The 23,774-nt window shown below is 70.2% G+C and carries 20 protein-coding genes; 8 read left to right on the top strand and 12 right to left on the bottom strand.

Features of this window, described 5'->3' with window-relative positions; translation table 11 throughout:
• Together FS532_RS17520 and FS532_RS17515 are read right to left on the bottom strand one after the other, a co-directional pair.
• Positions 1–1,413, bottom strand: a 1,413-nt coding sequence (locus FS532_RS17520; protein WP_144757111.1) for a hypothetical protein, incomplete at its 3' end; no start/stop codon positions are given.
• A 183-nt stretch (positions 1,414–1,596) separates the two neighbouring features.
• Entirely contained in the window at positions 1,597–2,037 is a 441-nt protein-coding gene (locus FS532_RS17515) for an Ig-like domain-containing protein (protein ID WP_144757109.1), read from the bottom strand.
• A 176-nt stretch (positions 2,038–2,213) separates the two neighbouring features.
• Between FS532_RS17515 and FS532_RS17510 the strand changes: the two genes are divergently transcribed.
• Positions 2,214–3,356: a class I SAM-dependent methyltransferase gene (locus FS532_RS17510; RefSeq protein ID WP_144757107.1), complete on the top strand. Its 1,143-nt coding sequence runs from the start codon at positions 2,214–2,216 to the stop codon at positions 3,354–3,356.
• Positions 3,357–3,371: 15 nt separating this feature from the next.
• Here FS532_RS17510 and FS532_RS17505 read toward each other — a convergent pair whose 3' ends face one another.
• Positions 3,372–5,129: a glycosyl hydrolase family 28-related protein gene (locus tag FS532_RS17505; RefSeq protein WP_144757105.1), complete on the bottom strand. Its 1,758-nt coding sequence runs from the start codon at positions 5,127–5,129 to the stop codon at positions 3,372–3,374.
• Positions 5,130–5,252: 123 nt separating this feature from the next.
• Here FS532_RS17505 and FS532_RS17500 point away from each other — a divergent pair, with 123 nt between their 5' ends.
• The 5 genes from FS532_RS17500 to FS532_RS17475 all read left to right on the top strand — a co-directional run bounded on the left by FS532_RS17500 (position 5,253) and on the right by FS532_RS17475 (position 10,762).
• Positions 5,253–5,663: a DUF3060 domain-containing protein gene (locus FS532_RS17500; RefSeq protein WP_186322118.1), complete on the top strand. Its 411-nt coding sequence runs from the start codon at positions 5,253–5,255 to the stop codon at positions 5,661–5,663.
• 83 nt (positions 5,664–5,746) lie between these two features.
• A complete protein-coding gene (locus tag FS532_RS17495; protein ID WP_144757101.1) occupies positions 5,747–7,054 on the top strand; it encodes an O-antigen ligase family protein in 1,308 nt (435 codons plus the stop codon).
• On the top strand, positions 7,051–8,313 hold the full coding sequence (locus tag FS532_RS18810; RefSeq protein WP_186322117.1) for a lipopolysaccharide biosynthesis protein: 1,263 nt from the start codon (positions 7,051–7,053) through the stop codon (positions 8,311–8,313). The genes FS532_RS17495 and FS532_RS18810 overlap by 4 nt, the downstream gene beginning before the upstream one ends.
• 67 nt (positions 8,314–8,380) lie before the next feature.
• On the top strand, positions 8,381–9,817 hold the full coding sequence (locus FS532_RS17480) for a polysaccharide biosynthesis tyrosine autokinase (protein WP_144757097.1): 1,437 nt from the start codon (positions 8,381–8,383) through the stop codon (positions 9,815–9,817).
• Positions 9,818–9,865: 48 nt separating this feature from the next.
• Positions 9,866–10,762: an ankyrin repeat domain-containing protein gene (locus FS532_RS17475; protein WP_144757095.1), complete on the top strand. Its 897-nt coding sequence runs from the start codon at positions 9,866–9,868 to the stop codon at positions 10,760–10,762.
• A 56-nt stretch (positions 10,763–10,818) separates the two neighbouring features.
• On the opposite strand, the gene FS532_RS17470 is transcribed toward FS532_RS17475, so the two are convergent.
• The 7 genes from FS532_RS17470 to FS532_RS17440 all read right to left on the bottom strand — a co-directional run bounded on the left by FS532_RS17470 (position 10,819) and on the right by FS532_RS17440 (position 19,971).
• Positions 10,819–12,003, bottom strand: a complete 1,185-nt coding sequence (locus tag FS532_RS17470; protein ID WP_144757093.1) for a glycoside hydrolase family 1 protein — start codon at positions 12,001–12,003, stop codon at positions 10,819–10,821.
• 12 nt (positions 12,004–12,015) lie between these two features.
• Entirely contained in the window at positions 12,016–12,882 is an 867-nt protein-coding gene (locus FS532_RS17465) for an alpha/beta fold hydrolase (protein ID WP_144757091.1), read from the bottom strand.
• On the bottom strand, positions 12,879–14,675 hold the full coding sequence (locus FS532_RS17460; protein ID WP_260852803.1) for an ABC transporter ATP-binding protein: 1,797 nt from the start codon (positions 14,673–14,675) through the stop codon (positions 12,879–12,881). Before FS532_RS17460 ends, FS532_RS17465 begins: the two co-directional genes overlap by 4 nt.
• A complete protein-coding gene (locus tag FS532_RS17455) occupies positions 14,672–15,613 on the bottom strand; it encodes an ABC transporter permease (RefSeq protein ID WP_144757089.1) in 942 nt (313 codons plus the stop codon). Before FS532_RS17455 ends, FS532_RS17460 begins: the two co-directional genes overlap by 4 nt.
• Positions 15,610–16,590: an ABC transporter permease gene (locus FS532_RS17450; protein ID WP_144757087.1), complete on the bottom strand. Its 981-nt coding sequence runs from the start codon at positions 16,588–16,590 to the stop codon at positions 15,610–15,612. The genes FS532_RS17455 and FS532_RS17450 overlap by 4 nt, the downstream gene beginning before the upstream one ends.
• Positions 16,587–18,329, bottom strand: coding sequence for an ABC transporter substrate-binding protein (locus FS532_RS17445; protein ID WP_260852802.1), 1,743 nt, complete (start codon positions 18,327–18,329; stop codon positions 16,587–16,589). Before FS532_RS17445 ends, FS532_RS17450 begins: the two co-directional genes overlap by 4 nt.
• 535 nt (positions 18,330–18,864) lie before the next feature.
• A complete protein-coding gene (locus FS532_RS17440; RefSeq protein WP_144757085.1) occupies positions 18,865–19,971 on the bottom strand; it encodes a LacI family DNA-binding transcriptional regulator in 1,107 nt (368 codons plus the stop codon).
• A gap of 227 nt (positions 19,972–20,198) precedes the next feature.
• Between FS532_RS17440 and FS532_RS18805 the strand changes: the two genes are divergently transcribed.
• A complete protein-coding gene (locus FS532_RS18805) occupies positions 20,199–20,354 on the top strand; it encodes a hypothetical protein (RefSeq protein WP_186322116.1) in 156 nt (51 codons plus the stop codon).
• A 90-nt stretch (positions 20,355–20,444) separates the two neighbouring features.
• Here the strand turns inward: FS532_RS18805 and FS532_RS17435 are convergent, their stop codons facing one another.
• Positions 20,445–21,146: a GntR family transcriptional regulator gene (locus FS532_RS17435; protein ID WP_260852801.1), complete on the bottom strand. Its 702-nt coding sequence runs from the start codon at positions 21,144–21,146 to the stop codon at positions 20,445–20,447.
• A 108-nt stretch (positions 21,147–21,254) separates the two neighbouring features.
• Here FS532_RS17435 and FS532_RS17430 point away from each other — a divergent pair, with 108 nt between their 5' ends.
• Entirely contained in the window at positions 21,255–22,403 is a 1,149-nt protein-coding gene (locus FS532_RS17430) for an MFS transporter (protein ID WP_144757129.1), read from the top strand.
• A gap of 103 nt (positions 22,404–22,506) precedes the next feature.
• Here FS532_RS17430 and FS532_RS17425 read toward each other — a convergent pair whose 3' ends face one another.
• On the bottom strand, positions 22,507–23,664 hold the full coding sequence (locus FS532_RS17425) for a baeRF2 domain-containing protein (RefSeq protein WP_144757083.1): 1,158 nt from the start codon (positions 23,662–23,664) through the stop codon (positions 22,507–22,509).
• Positions 23,665–23,774: the final 110 nt, after the last annotated feature.

The following is a 23,774-nucleotide window of genomic DNA, read 5'->3' as shown; positions in this document are numbered from 1 at the left end:
GAACGGCTGCACCACACCCGGGTTCGAATCCGTGACCGTGACCCGAGTGGTGCCACGCACCGCTTCGCCGCCCTGCGGGGTGTAGATCGTGTCGAGGACGTAGCCGACTCCGAAGTTCAGGTCCCCACCCAGCTGGGACCACTTCCCGTCCGCACCGACGTACGTGTCGATGATCGTCCGCGGCGACGCAGTCTGCGTCTTGACCTGCACACGAGCGCCCGGCTCACCAGTACCCGAGAACGTGATCCGCTTCGACGACGACTCCACCGTCGACCCATCCATCGGCGACGCGATCACCAACGGCGCCACACTGGACGCGCCCGGGTTCAGCGTGACTTCCGCGAGGGTGGTGTTGTTGCCCTTCGACAGCTGCGACGCGACCAGGGTGTGCTTGCCAGCATCCAACGACTCGGTGGTCTCCAACGACCAAACATCGTTCGCCAGGACCCGCGCCGTGCCGAGCTCCTTCGAGGAACCCTTCTCGGTGACCGTCACCAACGCGCCCGGCGTGCCACGGCCAGTCATCTCGACCTTCCCACCAGCATGCTCAGCATCCGGCGCCGGCGACACGATCGACACGCCCCGGCCGTAATCGATCGGCAACGTCACCGGGGTGGTCTCCTCGAACCCACCACCGGGCTTGTCGAACCGCTGCCCGAGCGTGATCGTGTACTCCCCACCCTGGTCCGGCGCCGGCATCCGGAACGAATACGTCCCGGTCGTCCCGATCGGCTGGATCGTGTCCGGCTTCCCGGGACGGTGCACCACCACATCCGCGTTGGCCTGCCCGGACCCCGACACCAGCACCGGCACGCTCGGATCCGACGAGAACACCGCCGACGCCGTCAACGGTGCAACCGCGAGGTCCACCTCAACCTGGATCGGGTCCCCGACCCGCTCATTGTTCAGGAACTGCTCGACCTTGACGGTCTGCTTCCCGAGCTTCAGGCCCGTCAGCTCCTTCGACCACTTCCCCTCAGCGTTCGCCTTCGCCGGGATCGTGTCATTGATGATGATGTCCGCATTCGGCTCCGCATATCCCTCGAGCGTCGCCGTCCGACCAGCAACATCAACCGAACCCGCACGCACCACACCATCGAACAGCGGAACGAGCTTGCTCATCTGGCCGTCGTTCACGACCAGGCGCGTCCCAGCAGTGTTGACACGTAGCGGCGCATAACTACCCGCTTTGAAGATTTCGCCGGTGTTGAGCACCTCCCACTTCTGTGATGCAGCGGAAGTCGAACATGTGCTGATGACGGCGTTGTACGAGCCGCCGTCTGCGATGCAGCTGGACGTGCCTGCAATCTGGAACTGCCCACGCTGGCCAGCCGCAGGGATCGTGAACTGCGTAGCGTTGGCCCTGGCCTGGGAGGCGGTCGAGTAGCTCGAGACCGTGAGGTCAGACTTCACGGCGTAGAAAGAGCCGTTCGTCGCGAAGACGAAGGGAACCGTACCCGACGGGAACGTGGTGGCGGTCGCGGTCGCGGCGGCGGTGCCGAAGCTGAGGCCGGAGACGACGGTGGCCGCGGCGAGACCAGCCGCGCCGATGGACTTCAGGGCTCGAGCCCTGTTCTTGTGAGACATGTGCATCTTTCAGGACAAGCCACGCGACGGCGGCCGTGCGGGAGGGAAACACACACGCGATGGCTGAGCCGTCACGGCATGCACATCCAGAATATCACGTGACATACCAATATACGAACGCGATACCGACTCGAGACCTGCTGAGAGTTGAGTGCGAACGACGCAACCGTGGTGCGCGCCGTCGACCGGGGAAGTGATCGTGACGGCACCACCGTACTGAGCGTCGACGTTCGCCGAGCCACCGTTGTCGTCGCCGATCTGCTGCGTGACCGTCAGCGACTGCCGACCACCGGTGTTCGGCGCGTCGACGGGGATCGAGAAGGCGCCCGACGGATGGTCCGCCGTTCCGGAACCGATGATCTCGCCCTTGGCGTTCGTGATCGTGATCGTCGCGCCGGCCTCACCCGTGCCGGTGACCGTGGCCTTCTGCGAGAAGTCCTCGTCGAACACGACGTTCAGGTTCTTGAGCGCGCTGTAGCTCCGGCAGTTCCGAGCGTGGGCGCCGCAGAGCGTGGCACGCTCACCGCTCTGGGTGATTCCGAGATCGTGCTGATGCTGTGCGATTCGCTGCCTGCGGGACGAGGCCGAGTCGCACGGCCCTCGGTGCCGGTCGGTAGGGTTGCGCCGTGCCACCGGACTTCGCCGACCTCTTCCGCCGCCGCACCGACGACACGGCTGACCTCATCGCGATCGACGGTACCGATCGCTTCATCCTCGACGAGGCGCCGCACGTGCACGGTGATGCGCTCCGCCAACCTGGCGGCGTCGCGGTGGTCGACGATCGCCACGGCGTCCTCACCCTCGGCGCGATGACCGTGCACGGCGCGTCCGACGTGCGGGTCGTGCAGGACTCGCTCGTCGGCGTCCGCGCACTCGAGGCGAACGCTGGCACGTTCGGACGGCGAGGGTTCCACCACCCGGCAACGCTCAAGCAGGCCTTCACGGACGTCCGACTGGTCCTGCTCCGGCTGACGAAGTCGAACGACCGACTCGACGAGATCACCAGAGCGATCGCCCGGTACGCCGCCCCGGACGTCGTGCTCCTCTGCGGCGGCATGACGAAGCACATGTCCCTCTCGCAGAACGACGTCCTCCGTCGGTACTTCGGCGACGTCACGGCATCACGCGGCCGAGGCAAGTCACGGCTCCTCGTCGCCACCGATCCCCTGTCCGCGCAAGCCGCGCGGGCCGACACGACGAACCCGTGGCCGCGTTCCGTGCACGTCGACGACCTGGGCATGACCCTCGCCGCCCACGGCGGGGTGTTCGGTGGCGCCTCACTCGACCAGGGCACCCGGGCACTCCTCGACGTACTGGACCGCGCCGTGCCGACGGCACGGACGGCGGTCGACCTCGGCTGCGGGAACGGTGTCATCGCGGCGACGATCGCGCGTCGGCGGCCCTCGATCCGCGTCGTCGCGACGGACGTCTCGGCGTCCGCGGTCGCCTCGGCACGGGCGACCGCCGCGGCGAATGGAGTAGCGGACCGGATCGAGGTCGTCCGGAGTGACGCCGGTGACGAACTCGCAGCGGGTTCCGCACAGCTGATCCTCTGCAACCCGCCCTTCCACGCGGACACCACGGTGAGCACCGATGCCGCCGAGGCGATGTTCCGGAACGCGGCCACGATCCTGCAGCGCGGCGGCGAGCTGTGGTGCGTCTGGAACTCGCACCTGCGCTACCGCTCGGCGCTCGAACGGTCGGTCGGCCCGACCCGGCAGATCGTCCGCACGCCGAAGTTCACGGTGACGGCGTCGCAGGTGCCCTGACCGCCGAAGCGCGACTCACCGTCGGTCGAGGACGAGGTACTCCACGACGTGCGTGTCCGGCCCGGCCGGGCAGGGATCTGCGCTCCGGAGGACGAAGCCCGTCCAGACCGGGCCCTCGCGCTCGAGCTCGACGTAGATCGGCAACCGTGCCGTGCTGGACTTCCGCGGGGTCAGGAGCACGGCGGGAGCACTGTGTTTCGGCCGTGCGAAGCGCACCCGCACGAGGTCCGCCGAGGCTCGCTTCGAGTGGCGCCACCACACTTCGCCGAGCAGGTCCGAGCCGGGCCCTCGGCTGCTCCGCTCGGCCCATCCGACAGCGGTGTTGCCGGGTTCGGGTGACTCGACGGTCGGCGCGGATTCGTCGGTGCCGTCGGGCGCCGTGATCGCGGTCCCCAGTTCCAGCGCCCGGCCGACGCGTACGTCACCGCGGACATCGGCGTCGCGCGTCACCGAGAAGTCGCCGTGGTTCTGCGTCGCCCAGTGCCGCAGGGCCGCCTCATCCGATCGTTCGTCGACGACCCGTTCGACGCCCGACTGCGTGCGAACCGAGCAGCCGAGGACGGTCGCGTCGAACCGGAAGGACTCGTCGATGCGGACGGCTGGTGCCACGCAGTGCGCGAACCGCACGCCGCTGGCGCTGAAGCCCCGGCCGTTCCCGGTCACGTGAACGGCCGCGACGCGGCTGTTCGAACCGCTGTGCTGGTGGAGGTGCCCGCCGACGATCGCGACCCCACCCTGCTGGTCACGTACGTCACCGCCAGGGCCCGGGACCACCGTCGCGTCGGTCGGGATCTGCTGCCGGTACCGGACGATCGGTGCGGGGGCACCCACGATCTGCGGTACGAGGAACGTCACGGCCCGGACGTTGCCGATGTCGATCAGCGCACCGCTGTTCAAGGCGACTCCGGGGGTGTCGAGCGTCGACTCGACGTGCAGTCCGGTGAACGTCAGGTTCGACACCCAGTCGCGTCGCGGATCCGTCCCGACGGCGAGGGCGAGCGCCGTGTCGGCGGATCGTTCGATGGTCAGGGAGTCGAAGACGACGAAGTTGGTCGCACCGTCCTCCGGCGATCGGACGCGCATCGCCGGCTGGGAGGAGGACCCGCACAGATCGACGAACACGGTCTCCCAGCGCGCGTTGTTGAGGGACCGGACGTCGATACCGATCCCCCGGAAGCGGATCACGCGCACGCGACGGAGTTCTGCCTCGAAGCCGCCGTCGACGGCGATCCCCGTCCGGGCGGCCCAGGTCGAACGGTCGGTCGTCAGCCCGGCGGTGCGGAAGTTCCGGCCGTCCACGACGAGGTCCTCGAGCACGGCCCCTCCTGGCGTTCCCGGGCCGGCGAGGGTGACGAGCGGCCCGCTGGCGACGGAGTCGACGGCCGGCACGATCGTGGCGCCGCCGTAGGCACCATCGACGGGGTACCGGGACGAGCCTCCACCCTGGCCGACGAGCCGCACCTGCGGCGGCACCTCGAGCGACTCCACCGCGTAGATCCCTGGCGGGAAGAGGATCGCACGGGGGACCGCCGCGGCGCTCGCCCACTCCAGGGCGGAGCGGAGCGCCGCGGTGTCGTCGTGTCCATCGCCGCGTGCTCCGAAGTCGGAGACGGAGCGATCGGCCGTCGGGTGCTGTGTGACCGGGGCGGCCGTCGCAGGCTCCGCGTGCGCGGCGACCGAGGCGACCGCGGCGACCGCGGCCAAGGCGCTCCCACCTCCGATCGTGAGGAGGGATCGTCGGCTCGGACGCCGGATGGCAGTGGGCTGTTCCATGCGACCACGATCGCGGTCGATCGACGTCGATCCCGCATCGTGGTCATTTCGTATGTTGATATATGAATTTCAGGTGCTAGCATTGAGCAGCCGGAGACGCCGGCCAGAACTCCAGGAGCCACCGTGAAGAAGATCCTCAGCACCTCGATCACCGCCGTCGCCGCGCTCGCTGTCCTCGCCGGGTGCTCGGCGACGTCGGAAGCGCCGAAGAAGTCCGAAACACCGAAGCCGAGCTCGACCGTGTCAGCCGCGGCCAACAACGTCTGCAAGGACGGCGTGCTCACCGTCACCGACGCCGCCTCTGCGAAGAAGGCACTCAAGCAGGGGTGCGACACCGTCTACCTGCTGACCAGCAACGTCGAGCTGAAGCTCGGCGAGGTGCAGAACCTGGGCATCGAGGGGAACGGCAACACCGTCTCCGTCGCGTCGATGTCGTCCATCTACGTCATGGGCAAGGACAACACCGTCACGTTCGGCGGGAAGACGCCGGACACGAAGGGCGTCGCCGAGGGCAACTCCGTCACCGCGAAGTGACCCCGTGGTCGGGTGTCCGCGCAGGCGCGGCCCGCGGGTGCCCGACCACCGCCGTCCCCCACCGTCCCTGATCAGGAGGGCTCATGCTCGGCTTCGCCATCCTCGCGGCGGTCATCCTCGCCGCAGCCTGCTCGTTCCGGAGCCTCACCGTCGCCGTCGTCGCCGCCCTGGTCGGGTACGTCGCCGTCCCGGAGGTCGAGGTCTGGACCCTCGCACTCCCCGGGGTGGGCGGCGTGAACCTCGGCGTGCTCGTCGTCGTCGTCACCGCGGCGCTCCAGCTCGTCTTCCGGGCCCGCACCTACCTGTCCGACGTCGTGGCCCGGCCTGGGATATGGATCGCGTTCGCGGTGTGGGTCGCCGGTGGCACGATCACGAACTTCATCGCGTCGACCAGCAGCTCGGCACCGGGGGCGTGGATCGAGATCATCGTCGCCCCGCCGCTGGCGTACCTCTTGCTGCAGCGTCTCGCCGCCGAGGCCCCGAGCGGACGTCGAACCATTGCACACGCCGTCGTCGTCATCGCCGTCGTCGAGTGCGTCGTGGCGCTCGTGATCTGGTCCGGTCTTGTGGAACAACCCTTCGCTGCGGCTCACGAGGCCTTCAGTTACTGGTGGGACCCGGAGTTCAGCAGGGCACTCGGCACAACCGACCACCCGCTCACGCTCGGGGTCGTCCTGCTGGTCGCCACGGCGCTCCTCGGCACGATCCGTCGCAACGTGGTGGTGATCCCGGCCGCCGCGCTCTTCATCGTGACGATCCTCGTGACGGAGTCGCGCGCCGCGCTCGCCCTGGCGATCATCGCCTTCGCGCTGGTCCTCGTGCGACGGCGACTGCCGTTCGTGGCGACCCTCGGGCTGGTCATGGCGGCGGTGGCTGCCCTCGCGACCGTGCTCGTCACCAACCGGGAACTCACCACCGGGCTCTTCACGAAGCTCGGCGACGACGACGGATCCGCGAACGCCCGTCTGCTCGGTCTCGCCGCAGGGGTTCCGCTGACGTTCGCCGACCCCGTGGTCGGTGGCGGTCAGGGCGCCTCGTTCGAGATCGCCCGTTCCGTCGGGCTCGGCACGAGCTTCGAGAACCCGCTGATCATGCTGGCGCTCGACTGGGGACTCGTGGGCACGCTCGCCCTCGTCGTCGCACAGGCGCTCGCGCTCCTCCGCACCCTGCCGAACGGTTCCGTCGTGGATGCCCCGGGCGCAGCCGTGGCCGCGGGGACGTCGGCCATCGCGTTCCTGACCTTCAGCTCGTACGCACTGACCGGCGGCATGATGATGTTCGCCTGGATGGTGTTGGGGCTGGCGATCCACCGGGAGCCGACTGCACGAACGGAAGCAGGATCCACGACGCGGACCCCGGTCCGAGCGTCGACCAGCGGGGCTGCGCTGTGAGACGACACGGCGTCGACACCCTGGTGAACCTGGTGGGGAACGCCTTCGCACCACTCGCCGCCCTGGCGACCGCGCCGATCCTCGCACAGGCGCTCGGCACCGTCGGCCGCGGCGAGTTGGCGGGCGCGACCGCGCCGCTCCTCCTCGCCGCGAGCTGCGCCTCGCTGGGCCTCCCGTCAGCGGTCAACCACTGGGTCGCACGGCACGCCGGCCACAGCCAACGCGTGCTGGGCATCGCAGCGGCGGCGACCGCGGTGGTCGGCGCGATCGTCACCGCCGCCATCGTCGTCACCGGTGACGCCTTCGTCGCGGGTGACCCCGAGCTGTCGCGCCTCGTCGCCCTCGCAGCACTCGCACTCGTCCCGAACCTGCAGGCCTCTCTGTTGCAGGCGATCGCTGCCGGCCGACACGCCTGGCGTCTGGTCGCTCTCGAGCGAGCCGTGACGAACGGCACGAGGTTGGTCGCCCTGGCCACCCTCGCCGCCACGCACGCCCTCTCCGTCGAGACCGCCGTGCTCGTCATCGCACTGACCCCCGTCGTCGGCGCGGTCGTCTACCTCCCGCTCATCGTCCGCCCCGTCGAGCGCGTCGACGAACGTGCGCGCATTGGAGCGGTCCTGTCGTACGGCGGTCGCGTCTGGTTCGGCGCACTCGCGGGCATCATCCTCACGCGGATCGACCAGACGCTGATGATCCCGCTGGCCGGAGCGGCTGCCCTCGGGGTGTACGCACTCGCGGTGAACCTCGCCGACATCCCCCTGACGGTCGCCAACGCCGTGCGCGAGGTCACGTTCAGCCGCCAGAGTGAGCGGGTCGACCACGAGGTGCTCGCCCGCTCGTCACGCCTGACCGGAGCGGCGGTGGTCCTCGCCTGCGCCGGCATCGCCGCCGCACTCCCGTGGGCAGTGCCGACCCTGTTCGGACCGACGTTCGAGGGTGCCGTGCCGGTGACGCTCGTCCTGCTCGCGGGCTGCGCGATCTCCGTACCGGGCTCGCTCGCGGGTGTCAGCCTCGCCGCGGCTGGTCGTCCGGGCCTCCGGAGCACGTCCCTCGCCGCCGCCGCCGTCGTCAACGTCGTGCTGCTGATCCTGCTCGCGCCGGGGCTCGGAGCGATCGGGGCCGCTGTCGCGACCTTCGGTGGCTCGCTCGTGTCGAACGGCCTGAACCTGCTCTTCGTGCACCGGGTGTCCGGTCTGGCACCCGCAGCGCTCGTCGGACTGCGCCGGGCCGACATGGGGGCGTTCCGTCGTTCGGTATGACCAAGCTCAGCGCAATATTCCTATTTCACATGTTATGCTTGAGCGAGAAATCGTCGAAGGGAACGGCATGGACCTGCAGGAATTCATCCGCGTCATCAGGACGCGTTGGGCGAGCGTCGCCCTCGTCCTGGGGATCGGCATCGGAGCCGCGGTCGCCGTGACCGCACTCACGCCCGTGACGTACACCGCGAGCACGACGCTCTACATCTCCGTGCAGGCCACCGCCGGCAGCGCGACCGAGGTCGGCCAGGGCAACAACGCGGCACAGCAGAAGACGCGCTCGTACGCCAACGTGGTGAAGAGCGCTCGCGTCCTCGGACCGGTCATCAAGGACCTCGGGCTCGACGTCACCCCGGCCACCCTCGCCAGGAGCATCACCGCGGGGACGCCACAGAGCACCGTGCTCCTGACGGTCGCGGTCAGGGACCACGACCCAGAACTCGCGGCGAAGCTCGCGAACGCCATCGGTCGGAGCTTCACCGACGTGGTCTCGGACAGCCTCGAGAAGCCTGTCGGTGGCGGGACCAGCCTCGTCCGCATCGAGACGACGGACCCGGCAACCGTCCCGACGCAGCCGTCCGGCCCGCACAAGACCGTCAACCTGGCGGCAGGGCTCGCTGGCGGACTCATCGGCGGCATCGCGCTCGCACTCCTCCGCAACGCCTTCGACACCCGCATCCGGCGCACGAGCGACATCGGGACGATCACTCCGGCGCCCGTCCTCGGCGAGATCGCCTTCGACGCCAACGCCGCGCGCGAGCCGCTCATCGTCCGGAAGGACCCCCGCAGCACCATGAGCGAGGCGTTCCGCGGACTCCGCACGAACCTCCTGTTCGTCGATCCCGACGCCGACCACGGCAAGACCATCGTCGTCACCTCTGCCATGCAGGGCGAGGGCAAGACCACCACGACCGCCAACCTCGCGCTCACCCTGGCCGAGAACGGCGCGAAGGTCGCGTTCGTCGACGCCGATCTGCGTCGCCCCCGGGTAGCCGAGGTGATGGGCCTCGAGGGCGCCGTCGGGCTGAGCGACCTGCTCATCGCCCGCGCGGAGCTGGAGGACGTCGTCCAGCCCTGGGGCTCGGGGGCGCTGTCCGTCATCCCAGCGGGTGCCACTCCCCCCAACCCGAGCGAGCTCCTCGGTTCGCAGGCGATGCGCGCCCTCATCGCCGAGCTCGAGAGCCGGTTCGACCACGTCCTCATCGACTCGCCGCCCCTGCTGCCCGTGACCGACGCAGCCATCCTCAGCAAGCTGACGGCAGGCGCCATCGTGGTCACCGCGGCCGGTCGCTCGCGGCGACCCCAGCTGAAGCGTGCGCTCGAGGTGCTCGCCGGGCTCGACGCCCGCGTCCTCGGCATCGTCGCGACGATGGTGCACCGGAAGAACAACTCGTCGTACGGCTACGGCTACGGCTACGGCTACGGCGAGACCTCGGTGCCGACGGCACCCGACACCGACGGCGACCGCGCAGGGCGACGAGCGAAGGTCGCCCACGCGCGCTGACACCGCGGCGCGTCCACCCGCGCACCGGTCCACCGATATCCTCGGACCGTGCGATGGAGTCGATTGGGATGGCCGCAGGTCGGGTACGTCTCCCTCGAAGACGTCGACGGCTACGCGGAGTACCTCTCCCGCCTGGTCTCGGACGCCCCGCCGTCCGTCGCGGCGCTCGCCTCGGTGACGTGGCGCGAAGCCCGCATCGCCGCGTGGCGGGTCGAGGAGACCGGCAGCCACGACACCGCCGGGGTCGACGACCAGCCGACGCGTTCGGTCCTCGCGACCGTCGTCGTCCGGAACGACGAGGTCCTCGACACCCCGGACGGCCTCTGGCGACGCTGGAACCACGCGGAGGTGACACTCCGCTTCACGCGGGCCGTGCTCGACCCTCCAGACACCGCACCGCTCGACGTGCTCGCCGGGGACGTGACGATCTCACGCGGCGAGATCGCACACGTCGACGCCGACGTCTGGGAGCTCCGCCTCCTGCTCTCCCCCACCGGCGAACTCGCAGTGCACTTCCGGGACGTCACGATCGAGGTGCGACCGGTCGACGAGGACGACTGGGTGCGCCTGGAGCAGCGCGCGCCGCACGGCTGGCACGGCCCGGTCCCGGACGGCTGGGTCGAGTGGGCCACCCCCGCGGTACGCGCAGCGGCGCACGGGGACGTCGGTGGGCTGTCGCTGGCGCTCGACGGCATCGGCACGGACCCGGCGGGCATCGACGAGGTGGACCCGCGTTGGGGCTTCGCTCCGCTGCACGCGGCTGTCTGGTTCGACAACCGGGGCACGACGGAGGCCCTGCTCGAGCGCGGCGCGGACGTGCGGGTCGAGGACGCCGAGGGACGGACCGCCATGGACATCGCCGACGAGCGCGGCTCTCGCCGGGCGGAGGAGATCCTCCTGGCCTGGTTCGACCGGTCGGCCCACGACGCAGACCAGGGCAACTGACTGGAGGCGCGACCAGCGGTGATCACGCGGGTCGCGCCTCCAAGATGATCGCGTTCTCAGACCGTGAGCGCGTTGGCGGCGGCGACCCGCCCGTACCAGCGTGCCGAGTCCTTCGGCGTCCGGGCGAACGTCACCGGGTCCCACGACACGAGCCCGAACGTCGGGCGGAAGCCCGACGCCCACTCGTAGTTGTCGAGCAGTGACCAGTGCTGGTAGCCGAGGACCTCGATGCCGTCCTCGATGCAGGCGTGGATGCCCTCGAGGGCGCCCTGCGTGTACGCGATGCGACGGGAGTCGTCGGCGGTGGCGATGCCGTTCTCGGTGATCATCAGCGGGACGTGGCCGGAGAGCTCCCACGCGCTCCGGAGTCCGTCGGCCGAGGCCTCGGGGTAGAACTCCCACCCGGTCAGGGTCGTCTCCACGTCGTCGGCCACCGGAACCGGTCCGGAAGCGCCGATGAACGTGCGGGTGTACGCCTGCACGCCGAGGAAGTCGTCGCCCGCGGCGTTCTCCAGGTACCAGTCGTCGCGCGGGTACCCGTACTCGCGGAGCATCGCGTCCGCGCCGGGCTCCCCGTTGGACTTGAAGGCCTGCGTCGCGATCGTCCAGCCACTCTGGATGCCGTCGACCTGCGACAGGACCTCTCGCGACCGCTTGTGGCTGGCCAGCAGGGCGTCGGCGACCCCCAGGTCCGGGTTCGGCAGTCCGTAGGCCACCAGGTTCGCGGCGTCCTCGCCTCCGGCGAGCATCGCCGCGATGTTCGGCTCGTTGATCGTGCAGACGTAGCGGACGCCGTCCGAGACGACGGGGAGCGCGGCCTCGGTGTAGCGGGCGAACAGGTCGGCGGCGTCGGGGGCGCGCCAGAAGCCGTCGCGCTCGAACCAGCGCGGCACGGTGAAGTGCATGAGCGTGACGATCGGCTCGACGCCGAACTCGTGGCACGTCTCCACCATGCGGCGGTAGTGGTCGACCTCCGCGCGGCTGACGAACCCGCGCTCGGGCTCGATGCGGGCCCACTCGATGCTGAACCGGTAGGAGTTCAGCCCGAGGTCGGCCGCGATGCGGATGTCCTCGCGGTACCGGTGGTAGCTGTCCGCGGCGTCACCGGAGGGCTCGACGATGGTCGTGTCGGGTTCGTGCTCGTGCACCCACCAGTTCGAGTTGACGTTGTTGCCCTCGATCTGGTGCGCGGCGGTGGCGGCACCCCAGAGGAAGCCCTTCGGGAAGTCGAGCGTGGTGATGACGGGGTCCTTTCAGTGGGCGTTCATGAACGCATCGAAGACGGCGAGCGTGCCGAGCGGGTTCTCGACCTGCGGGCCGTGGTAGCTCTCCGGGATGACGGCGTAGTCGGCGCCGAGCCGGGTCGCCATGTCGTGCTGCCACGGGATCGGCCAGGCCCCGTCCCAGATGCCGTGCGCGACGAGCGTCGGGAGCCCGGTGTTCGCGAGCGCGGCGGTGTCGTCGGTGGTGTCCTCGAGGATCGCGGCACCGGCGAGCACGCTGAGCACGCTCGTGTGGTCGAAGCGCTCCCGGACGAAGCGCGGGTCGTCGGGCAGTTCGTCGTCGGGGCGGCCGGCCCAGAGCGGGTTCTGCGCGTCGAAGAGCGCCCGGTTGCTGCAGGTCTCGGCGACGATCGTCTTCTCGGCGGCCTTGCGGTTCGCCCAACCGTGCGGGCCGGAGCAGAACAGGGTGACGTCCCGGAAGGACGACGGCGAGGCGATCGCGGCGGCGCGGACGATCACGCCGCCGAGCGAGTGCCCGATGAGGTGCACGGGGGCGCCGTCGTCGAGCAGGGCGGCGACGCGGACGACGTCGGCGGCCTCCTGGTCGAGCGTGTACGCCCCGCGGTCGTCCGGCGCTGCCGAGTCGGCCTGGCCGCGGCGGCTGATCGCCACCGCGGTCCAGCCGGCGTCGCGCAGGAGCGGCATGAAGGTGCGCCAGTCCTCCTTCGAACCGGTGTACCCGGGGACGATGAGCACCGTCCCCTTCGACGGGCCGAACGGGACGACCCGGTAGGCGGTCAGTCGGCCGACGGGCAGGTCGATGCCGACCACGTCGACGTCGTCGGGCGTCGGCTGGTGCCCGAACGCCGCGACCGACGGGAACGCGTGGAGGCTCACAGGCGACCCTCCGCGAGCGCGCGGCGCGGGTTCGGCACCGCGTCGAGCAGATCGATCGTGTAGGGGTCCTGCGGGTTCTGCAGCACCTCGGCCGTGCGACCGCGCTCGACCACCGCGCCGTCGTGCAGCACCATGATGTCGTCGGTGATGAGTCGTGCGCTGAGCAGGTCGTGCGTGATGTAGAGGAGCGAGACACCCCACTGCTCGCGCAGGTCCTCGAGGAGCGCGAGCACTCCGGCACGGAGCGTCACGTCGAGCATCGACACCGGCTCGTCGGCGATGATCACCTGCGGGTCGGACGCCAACGCACGGGCGATGACGACGCGCTGCCGCTGGCCGCCGGACAGCTGGTGCGGGAGCTTCTGCGCGAACTGCTCCACGGGGGTGAGCCCCACGGTGTCGAGCAGCTCGAGCACGCGGCGTCGAGCGTCCTGCCCCTTCAGCCCGGTGTAGTTCGCGATGGGCCGGGACAGCGTGTACTCCACCGTGTGCAGCGGGTTGAGCGCCGCGTACGGGTCCTGGAACACCATCTGCACCTCGGAGCGGAGGTCCTTCAGGCCACGCCGCCCGAGCTTGGCCACGTCGCTGTCGCCGAACCGGACCGTGCCGGTGGTCGGCTTCTCGACGCCGGTGAGCAGCTTCGCGATGGTCGACTTGCCCGAACCGGACTGGCCGACGAGGGCGAGCGACTGCCCGGGCTCGAGGGTGAACGAGACGTCGCGCACCGCCTGCACCGGCTGCTCACCGCGACGGGGCGCCGGGTACGTCTTGACGATGTGGTCGACGACGATCGGGTTGCGGGCGGCGCTGCGCTCGCGGGACCCGACCGTGCTGAACGACGACGTGGTCTCCTGGCGGGTGGCTGCCGGGTCACGGAGCGACCGGTCGGGGAAGCCGGGGAGCGAGACCACCTCGGCGCGCGGGTCGGCGTAGTGCGACAGCAGCATCTTCGTGTACTCGTCCTGCGGGTCGCGCAGGATGTCCTTCGAGCCGCCGTCCTCGACGATGCGCCCCTCGTGCATGACGAGCACGCGCTCGGTGGCCTCGAGGACGATGCCGAGGTCGTGGCTGATCAGGACGGCCGTGAAGCCCTCGGACTGCTGCAGCTCGATGATGGTGTCCATCACCGCGTGCTGCACGAGGACGTCGAGCGCCGTGGTCGGCTCGTCGAACACCATCAGGCGGGGCTCGAGCGAGAGCGCCAGGGCGATCGACACGCGCTGCCGCATACCGCCGGAGAGCTCCCCCGGGTAGCGGGCGAGCATCGCCGTCGGGAGCTTCACCTTCTCGATGAGCTCCTTCATCCGGGCGTCCCAGCGCTCGCGCGGCACGTGGCCGTGCGCCTTGAAGACGTCCACGAAGTGGTTCCGGATGGTCCGCACCGGGTTGAGCGCGTTCATGCCGGACTGCAGGACCATGGCGAAGCCGCCCTGGCGCTGCTGCCGGAGCTCCTCGTCGCCGAGGTCACGGATGTCGTGCCCGCCGAAGAAGATGTTCCCGCCGTTCGTGCGCGCCGGCGGCTTCTGCAGCCGGGTCAGCGCGTATCCGAGGGTCGACTTGCCCGAGCCTGATTCGCCGACCAGGCCGACGAACTCGCCCTTCTTCAGCTGGAACGAGACGTGGTCGACGGCCTGGACGGCCGTCTGGCCGGCCGATTCGTAGACGACCGACAGGTCGCGGACGTCGAGCAGGATGTCCTGCGTGGCGCTCGTGGAGTCGGACTGGAGGCGCGTGGCGGCGCCGTCCCGCGCCTCCAGGCCGTCTGCTGGTTGCGGTGCACGCGACCCGCTCATGCGGTCTTCTCCTTCTTCCGGCGCGCGCCCTCGCGCAGCCGCGGGTTGGACACGGCGTCGACGCCGAAGTTGATCAGGGTCAGGCTCATCGCGAGGAGTGCGATGCAGAGACCCGGTGCGAACAGCAGGATCCACTGACCGGTGAGCAGCGCGTTGGAGTTCTGCGCCCAGTAGAGGATCGTGCCCCAGCTGACGATCGACGAGTCGCCGAGCCCGAGGAACTCGAGGCCCGCCTCGGCGAGGATCGCGCTCGTGGCCGCACCGAAGAACGAGCCGACGATGAGGCTCGTCATGTTCGGCAGGATCTCGCGGAACACGATGCGGGTCGCGCCCTCGCCGGAGAACTGCGCGGCGGTCACGAAGTCACGGCCGCGGAGGGACTGTGTCTGGCTGCGCAGGACGCGAGCGCCCCACGCCCAGCCGGTCACGACGATGACCGCGATGATCACCGCGATGCCGCCGTTCTGCAGGTACGCCGCGATGACGATCATGAGGGGCAGACCCGGGATGACGAGGAAGAGGTTCACGATGAACCCGATGACCTCGGCGATCCAGCCGCGGACGTAGCCCCAGCTGAGGCCGATCGCGACGGCGACGAGCGTGGACAGCAGGCCCGCGACGGCACCGACGAGCACGGAGATCCGGGCGCCGTAGATGATCTGGGACAGGACGTCCTCGCCGGCCGCGGTCGTGCCCATCCAGTGCGCCCAGCTGGCGTCCGCGCTCCGGGCGAAGCCGTTCTGGCTGGCACCGTACGGGGCGAGGAGCGGGGCTGCGATCGCCACGACGACGAAGACAGCGAGGATGATGATGCCGATCCGGGCCTTGGTGTTGCTCCAGACGACGCCGAACTGTCTTGCTGCTGATTTGAGCTTGCTCGGGGCCTGCTGTTCGTTCTTGTCTTGGGTCCGTACTGCGACGGTCGCGTTGTTCGTCATCGGCGCGTCCTCGGGTCCAGGACGCCGTAGAGGACGTCCACGATGAAGTTGGCGATGAGCACCGACACGGTGATCATCAGGAAGAGGGCCTGCATGAGCGGGTAGTCCTGCCCGATCACGGCGTTGAACAGCAGGTAGCCGATGCCCGGGTAGCCGAACACCTGCTCGACCAGGACCGAACCGCCGACCACGCCACCGAGTGCCAGACCGAAACCGGTCAGGTTCGGCAGGATCGCGTTGCGTGCCGCGTACCGGATCGCCACGGTGCGGCCGCGGAGGCCGTTCGCCTCGGCGAAGGTCACGTAGTCGTCACCGAGGGTGTTGATCATCGCGTTGCGCATGCCGATGATCCAGCCACCGAGGCTCGTCACGAGGATCGTGACCGCCGGCAGCACCGCGTGCTGCAGGGCGTCCCCGATGAACGCGCCGCTCAGGCCAGGGGTCGTCGTCGCCGAGTAGGCGCCCGTCGTCGGGAACCAGTGGGCCACGTAGCCGAGGAAGAACAGCAGGAGGAGCGCCGTCCAGAAGTACGGGAACGTCGACATGAACGAGCCCGACAGCGTCGGGAGCGAGTCCAGCCAGGTGCCGCGCTTCCAGGCCGCGCCGACACCGATCAGGGTGCCGAGCACGAAGGCGAGGATCGTCACGACGCCGACCAGGATCAGCGTGTACGGCAGCGCTCGGGCGACGAGGTCACCGACCGGCTGCGGGTAGAACGTGTAGCTCGTGCCGAAGTCGAGCGTGACGACCTGGTGCAGGTAGCTGACGTACTGGTCCCAGAGGTTGCCGGTCGGGACGCCGAGCTGCGCCTCGATGGCCTTCTTGGTGGCGTTGGTGACCGGGCCGTTCTGGCTGAGCTTCGCCAGGGCGGCGTCGGTCGGGCTGCCCGGCATGAGTCGCGGGAGCACGAAGTTCAGCGTGACCGCGGCCCAGAGGGTCAGGACGAAGAGGACGAGTTTCTGGAGGATGTACTTCACTTGGCTTCGTCCTGTTCCTTCAGGATCTTCTGCCCGGCGGCGCTGTCACGCAGTCGCAGCTTGGAGAAGATGAGCAACGGGGCCGAGTCGTAGTTCTGCGGCGCCATGTAGGGGTCCTTCGCGCTCGGCCACCCGACGAACTTGCCGGTGTTGAACAGGCCCCAGAGCCCGCCGTAGTACATGCCGATCACGGGCAGGTCGTTGTAGACGACCTCCTGCAGCTGGTCGAGGATCTCCTGCTGCTTCGCCGTGTCCGTCGTCGCCTTGTACTCGTCGAGGAGCTTCTGCGTGTCGGCGTTCTTGTACCGCTCGTAGTTGTTCACGGTCGACTTGCCGACCGGCTGGTAGAAGTCGGTGCTGAGCAGGGAGTTGAACGCCTGGTAGACGTCGCCGTTGCCCATGCCGCCCATCGCCATGTCGAACGTGCCGTTGTTGATGTTCTGCTGGTACCCGGCGGGCTGCGGTGCCTGGATCGTCACCTTGATGCCGATGGCGGTCAGGTTGCGGCGGACCTCCTGCGCGGCGCGGAGCCAGTCGGAGTAGCCGTTCGCGGTCATGATGTTGATCTCGAGCTGCTTGCCGTCCTTGACGATCTTGCCGTCCTGGACCGTGTAGCCGGACTTCTCGAAGCTGGCGACCGCCGCCTTCGTGTCCTGCGTGACGACACCCTTGTTCGGGATGTCGTCGTTGACGTACTGCTCCTGGTTCGGCAGGATCAGCCCGGTCTGCGCCGCGGCCTTGAGGTTGCCCTCGGTCGCGGTCTCGGCGATGCCGTCACGGTCGAGCGCGAGGGAGATGCCCCGGCGGACGTTGACGTCGTTGTACGGCGCCTTCGTGAGGTTCGGGATCAGACCGATCACACCGCCCGGCGGGAACCAGTACGTGTTCGTCTTCGAGGCGGCGCCCCAGGTGCCCTTCACGTCGGAGATGAACGAGTACGCCCAGTCGTAGCCGCGCGTGACGGTGTCGAGCTGCGTGTTCGTCGCCGGCAGGATCAGGTGCTTGATGGCGATCTTGTCGGCCTGCCAGTACTTCGGGTTCTTGTCCATCGAGTACTGCTGGTCGGTGTAGTTGCCGAGCACGAACGGGCCGGTGCCGACCGGGTTCGGGTCACGCCAGGTGGTGGGATCCTTGACCTTCCCCCAGTGGTTCTCGCCGAGGATGTACGTCTGGCCGATGATCGTCAGGCTCGGGACGTCCTCCGACTTGAGGTGGAAGACGACGTGGTCGCCCTTCCGCTCGATCGTGTCGATGTGCTGCCACGCGCCCTTGATGTCCATCGCGGGGAACTTCTTGAGCAGGTCGAACGTGAAGACGACGTCCTTCGCGGTGAACGGGTCGCCGTTCGACCACTCGACGCCGCTGCGGATCGTCATGTCGATCGTCTTCGCGTCCGGCTGCGACCACGAGCTCGCGAGCCACGGGTTCCGCTTGCCGTCGAGGGGGTTCACCTCGATGAGGGGCTCGTACATCCACTTCGACGCCGTGCGGGCGTTCGCGATGTACGGGTTGAAGTTGCGGTCGAACAGCGGGTTGCCGTGGTCCGCGTTGATGAGCATCGTGTCCTTGCCGATGCTCGGGTCCGGTTGGGACCGGACCTGGATGCTGCAGCCGGTGGCCGCGAGGGCCACGACCGCGATGCCGGCGATGGCCGCGATGAGACGGCCACGCCATCCCCGGCGGGTGCCCGGGGTGCGCGGCTCGTGTTGCCCGCGCGTGCGCTGTGGGGGAAGCGTCATTGCTCGGTCGACCTCCGTGTCGAGTGGGTACTGGGACAATGTATGCGCTTACATCGCGTTGCGCAACCGAGTGGTTTGTGAACCGGGGCGGTGCGCGCGGTGCGGGGTTGCGCGGGGCGGTGCGCGCGGGGCGGTGCGCGCGGTGCGGGATCGCAGTGTGCGAGGTTCCGTCCTGCGTGCGAGGGTCCGACCGCCGCACAGTGCGCGGAACCTCGCACACTGGCGCGGCGGGGGCGGCGCGACCTCGCACCGTGCGAGTGTCGCACCCGGCCCTCGAGGGGGCGCGACGCGCCGCTCACGTCCGCCGAGAGGGCAGGAAGTGCTGCCCGCAGACGCCGAGCGCGACGTTTTGTGCTCTCTCGGCGCGGGGTGCACCGTGCGAGTCGCGCCGGGTCGCACCCGGTCGGCGAGGGGGCACGACGTGCCGCTCAGATCCGCCGAGCGGGCGGAAAGTGCCGCCGCCGCGCAACGAGCGCGACGTCTTGTGCCCTCTCGGTGACACGCGGACGGCATGTCGTGCGACCGCCCCGCACCCCTACAGCGCCGGCGGGCAGCTCTCGCGCAGCAGCACCTCGACGGGCAGACGCATCGCGCGCGGTGGCCCCTCACGTCGCTCGAGCCGGTCGACGATCGCCCGGACGGCGGCCCGCCCGAGCTCCCCCATCGGCTGGTGCACGGTGGTCAGCCTGGGCACCGAGAACCGCCCCGCGTCGATGCCGTCGAACCCGGTGACGACGAGGTCCTCCGGCACCCGCACACCCCGCGCGACCGCCGCGTCGAGCACACCGAGCGCCGACTGGTCGTTCGAGCAGATGATCGCCCGCGGGGCCGCGTCCCCGTCGAGCAGCTGCGCCGCGAGCTCTCGCGCGCGCACCCGCCCGAAGTCGCCGTGCACGACCCGGACAGCCGAGGCCGGGACCCCGTGGTCGTCGAGCGCCTGCCGGAAGCCCGCCGAGCGCTCGATGTCGTCCGGGGAGTCGATCGGTCCCGCCAGGTACACGAGCGACGACCGGATGCCGAGCCGACCGATGACGTGCGAGCCGAGCGTCCGCATCCCCGCGGCGTTGTCCACGCTCACGGAGTCGAAGCCGTGCGAGCGCCGGTCGTCGGCGAGCACCACGACCGGGATCCGTCGGGCGACGTGCTCGAGCAGGTCGTCCGGCACCGTCTGCGCCAGCACCGCGAGGCCGTCCACGCGTCCGGCGACGTCGTTGACGATGACGTCCCGGGAGGAGCCACGCCCCGCCGCCACCATGAGCGCCAGCCCGCGCTGCCACGCCTCGGTCTCGGCGCCGCGCAGGACCTCGTCGAAGTACAGGTTGGACGAGAAGGGCTGCGTGACGTGCCGTCGGTCGTCGACCACGCGGACGCCACCGTCGGTCACGAGGTCGGGTCGCTCGTCCGGCACCACGTCGAACCCGGGCAGCAGGAGTCCGACCACGCCGGTCCGCTTGCCCGCGAGGGCCCGGGCGTTGCCGGAGGGCACGTAGCCGAGGGTCCGGATCGCCGCCTGCACCCGGTCGCGGGTACCCTCGCGGACCGCGTCGGGCGTGCGCAGCACGCGCGAGACCGTGGCGATCGAGACGCCGGCGGCAGAGGCCACGTCGTAGACCGTGGGAGGTGCGGTGCGCTGCTCGGCCAAGCCGTGCCTCCCGTCCGACGTCCGCTGGTTCCGTGCCGCGAGCCGTGCGGCCGGACCATCCTAGGCATGCTGCATGCCGGGACTTTTCCACATGTGACCGGAATCCCTTGCGCGATCCGGACAGCGCCCGCACACTGGTGCGACCTCAGTACGTCCCGTGAGGAAGCGCATTGGCGGGCAGGTCGCCCGCATCAACCACGATGCCCACACACACAGGAGAAGACGCGATGTCCCAATCGACACGGTCCGGCAGCAAGAGCGCGATCCGGCTCACCACCGACGAGGCCGAGGTGCGCGACGCACTGCTCGACCACACCGACGGCGGCAACGCCTGGATCTTCGACCAGATCGACGCGGCTGAGGACGCAGCGACGAGACCGTAGTCACCAGCCTGGAGGCACGGTGCGGGTCCGCCCCGCGCCGTGCCTCCTGCAGATCGGTCGCCTCCAGGGCACGCGGCGCGCGTGAGCGGGTCAGCGCTCGGTGCTGCCCACGATCGCCATGCCCGCGCCACGCAGACGGCGACGCTCCTGCGCGATCCACGCGAGCAGGCGGTCGTTCGTGCCGGCGACGTGCGCCGCGAGCAGGTCAGCAGCGCGGTCCCCGTCCCCGGCGCGCACGGCGTCGATGATGGCGCTGTGCTCCTCCCAAGCGGCGTCCCGGGCCTCGGGCGTGCGGACCTCGATCCAGCGCGTCCGCTCCAGGCGGGTGAGGGCGTCGGCGATGGCGTCGGTGATGAACCGGTTGCCGCCGAGAGCGGCGAGGTCGAGGTGGAACGTCGACCCCATCCGGATGCCGGCCTGCTGGTCGGGCGTCGGCCGGAGGGTGTCGAGGTGCGCGCGGACCTCGGCGAGCTGCTCCTCGGAGGCGCGACCGACGGCGAGCCGGGCGGCGGCGGGTTCGAGGACGCCGCGGAGTTCGGCGAGGGAGGCGATCTCGTCGAGGTCGATCGGGGTGACCGTCCACGAGCGACCCTCGTGCAGGATGAGCCCCTCGCGTTCGAGCCGCGAGAGTGCCGCGCGGACGGGCGTGCGTGAGGCGTGGAACCGTGCCTCGAGGCCACGCTCGGAGATGCGCTCCCCCGGCGCGATCTCGAGGGTCAGGATCGCGGCACGCAGGTTGTCGTAGAGCTGACTCGTCTGCGACACGGGCACTGCATCGGTCGTCTCGGTCACGGCGATCCAGCCTAGTAGCGGAGCGGCCCGGATGGTATACCGTTTTGGTATACCAATTGCTTCCGAACTGAAACGATCGCTGTGACCCCCTCCTCCCGCGCCTGGACGATGCTCGCCCTCGGCGTCGCCGCCCAGGCCGCCGGCACCCTCGTGGTGTCCGCCCCCGCGCTGCTCATCCCCTACCTGCACGCCCAGGGCACGTCACTCACCCAGGCGGGACTGCTCGCCGCGGCCCCGACCTTCGGCATGGTCCTCACGCTCATCGCCTGGGGCGCGATCACGGACCGGTTCGGCGAGCGCATCGTCATCGCGGGCGGCCTGGTGCTCACGACCCTGGCGGTCGTCGGGGCCTGGGCCGCTGCGGGCAACCCGGTGCTGCTGGGGCTGGCGTTCCTCGCCGGCGGCATGACGAGCGCCTCGACGAACGCCGCGAGCGGACGGGTCGTGGTGGGGTGGTTCCCGAAGGAGCGGCGCGGACTCGCGATGGGCATCCGGCAGATGTCGCAGCCACTCGGGGTGACGCTCGCCGCGGTCACGGTGCCGCAGCTGGCCGAGACCGACGGGATCCGCGCGGCCCTGGTGCTGCCGATCCTCCTGTGCGCCGTGCTCGCCGTGCTGTGCGCGATCGGCATCGCGAATCCGCCGCGCCCGGCCCGTGCGGATGCTCCGGTGGAGCACGTCGCGAACCCGTACCGGGCGAGCGGGTTCCTCTGGCGGATCCACGCGGTGTCGGTCCTGCTGGTCGTCCCCCAGTTCACGCTGTCGACGTACGGCCTGGTGTGGCTCGTGGGCCTCGGCTGGTCGACCCCCGCTGCGGGGCTGCTCGTCGGGGCATCGCAGTTCGTCGGCGCGATCGGCCGGATCCTCGTCGGCGCGTGGAGTGACCGGGCCGGGTCACGTGTCGGGCCGCTGCGCGTCGTCGCGGTGAGCGCCGCCGTCGTGATGGGGCTGCTCGCACTGGTCGACACGACGCACTTCGCCGCCGCCGCGGTGTTCCTCGTCGTCGCGACGAGCGTCACCGTGGCGGACAACGGCCTGGCGTACACGTCGGTGGCGGAGGCGGCGGGGCCGTTCTGGTCCGGCCGGGCCCTCGGGGCGCAGAACACCGGGCAGTTCATCGCGGCGAGCGCCGTCGGTCCCGGGGTCGGCGCGCTCGTGGGGGCGCTCGGGTTCGCGGCGTCGTTCTCGATCGTCGGGGTCCTGCCGTTGCTGGCGCTCCCCCTGGTCCCCCGCCGCGACCGGACGCTCCAGGACTGAGGCCGCGCCCACTTCCTGAGCAGAAATGGTCGGGTTCCGTCACGGGACCCGACCATTTCTGCTCATGCAACGAAGCGCAGCGCAGGCAAAGCGCGCAGCGCGCTCACGCGGGGACGGCCGGACCCACCGGCCAGCGCAGCAACGCGGCCGCGGCCACCCCGCCGGGCAGCGACGCCGCGTTGACGAGCTGGAGCTCGGCGTCCGTGAGCACCGCGGCGCGCACGAGCGCGCAGACGGCCGGCACGGCGCCGATCACCGGCGTCCCGGCGGCCTGCTCCGGCGCGGTCGCCACCCACGGAGCCCCGGCGAGCGCGAGGAGCGTCCGGTCCCCGACCGCCACGGCGTCGAGCGCGACGACCGCCCCCTGCGCCTGCTGCAGTGCGGCGACGACGGACCCGAGCCCGGTCACCGCGAGGTTGTCGCCGCGCCCGACGTGGGTGCGGAGCAGGTCCTCGAGATCGTGCCGCCGGGTGGCGACGACACGGGCGAGGGCGGTCTCGACGTGCTCGACGAACGCCTGCTTCGACGAGGCGTCCGATCGCGGGTCCCCCGGGAACACCGAGGTCAGGGCACGACTCTCGCTCGACAGCGCCTTCACGAGCAGCTCGCGCGCGGTGACGTCACCGGCGACCACGACGAGCCCGGGCCGGAGGGTGCGCACGGCCTCGTCCACGGCGGCGGCGGTCTCCGACGAGTTCTGCTTCCAGATCTCCTCGGTGTGCTGCTGCCAGTGCGGCTGCTTCCACCCGGTGCCGGCCTTCTCGTAGTGCAGGGTGTCGTTCCGGCCCGCGACCTGCTGTTCATCGTGCGAGACCGGCGCGTGGCCGAGCCGGTACGCACGGAAGGCCCCGCCCTCCTTGCCGGCGTGCACGACCAGGAACGGCAGGTCGACCGGGCGGTGGGCGACGAGCGGCACGAGGTCCGGCACGGCGCCGACACCGACGGACTCCACGCCGTGCAGGTGGCCCGGCAGCACCTCGCTCAGGACGACGGCACCGTCGTGGACGAGCACGTAGCGGGTGACGGGCGACGGGACGCCGGGCTCCTGTTCGAACTCTTCGGCGATGACGTCGACGACCTCGTCGGACGCACCCTGCGCACGCAGCGCTTCCTCGACCCCGCGGAGCTTGAGCGCCGCCTGTCGTCGTGGGTCCTCGACGTTGCCGGACACGTCGGCGTAGGCCCACGCCCACGTGCCACCGCCCTCCAGCCGTTGCCCCAGGATCCCGTGCAGTTCACTCGTCGCGTTGGTCGACGTCATGGCAGCTCCTCTCGGACGGTCGCCGGGGCTGTCACGAACCCCGACGTTTCGTGTTGGCCCACACTCCACCCGGACGCGGCACGGTGTTCGACGTCCGGAGGGAACGTCCA

Source organism: Curtobacterium pusillum (assembly GCF_007673235.1).
In the GTDB taxonomy this organism is placed as follows: domain Bacteria; phylum Actinomycetota; class Actinomycetes; order Actinomycetales; family Microbacteriaceae; genus Curtobacterium; species Curtobacterium pusillum_C.
The sequence above is the reverse complement of the archived record's forward strand: the minus strand, read 5'-3'. Positions and strand labels throughout refer to the sequence as shown.

Bases quoted from the DNA above. Each gene is read 5' to 3' on its own strand.
- FS532_RS18805 (WP_186322116.1), top strand. From the start codon at position 20,199: ATGTCCCAATCGACACGGTCCGGCAGCAAGAGCGCGATCCGGCTCACC.
- FS532_RS17430 (WP_144757129.1), top strand. From the start codon at position 21,255: ATGCTCGCCCTCGGCGTCGCCGCCCAGGCCGCCGGCACCCTCGTGGTG.
- FS532_RS17445 (WP_260852802.1), bottom strand. From the start codon at position 18,329: ATGACGCTTCCCCCACAGCGCACGCGCGGGCAACACGAGCCGCGCACC.
- FS532_RS17455 (WP_144757089.1), bottom strand. From the start codon at position 15,613: ATGACGAACAACGCGACCGTCGCAGTACGGACCCAAGACAAGAACGAA.
- FS532_RS17460 (WP_260852803.1), bottom strand. From the start codon at position 14,675: ATGAGCGGGTCGCGTGCACCGCAACCAGCAGACGGCCTGGAGGCGCGG.
- FS532_RS17495 (WP_144757101.1), top strand. From the start codon at position 5,747: ATGCTCGGCTTCGCCATCCTCGCGGCGGTCATCCTCGCCGCAGCCTGC.
- FS532_RS17480 (WP_144757097.1), top strand. From the start codon at position 8,381: ATGGACCTGCAGGAATTCATCCGCGTCATCAGGACGCGTTGGGCGAGC.
- FS532_RS17425 (WP_144757083.1), bottom strand. From the start codon at position 23,664: ATGACGTCGACCAACGCGACGAGTGAACTGCACGGGATCCTGGGGCAA.
- FS532_RS17505 (WP_144757105.1), bottom strand. From the start codon at position 5,129: ATGGAACAGCCCACTGCCATCCGGCGTCCGAGCCGACGATCCCTCCTC.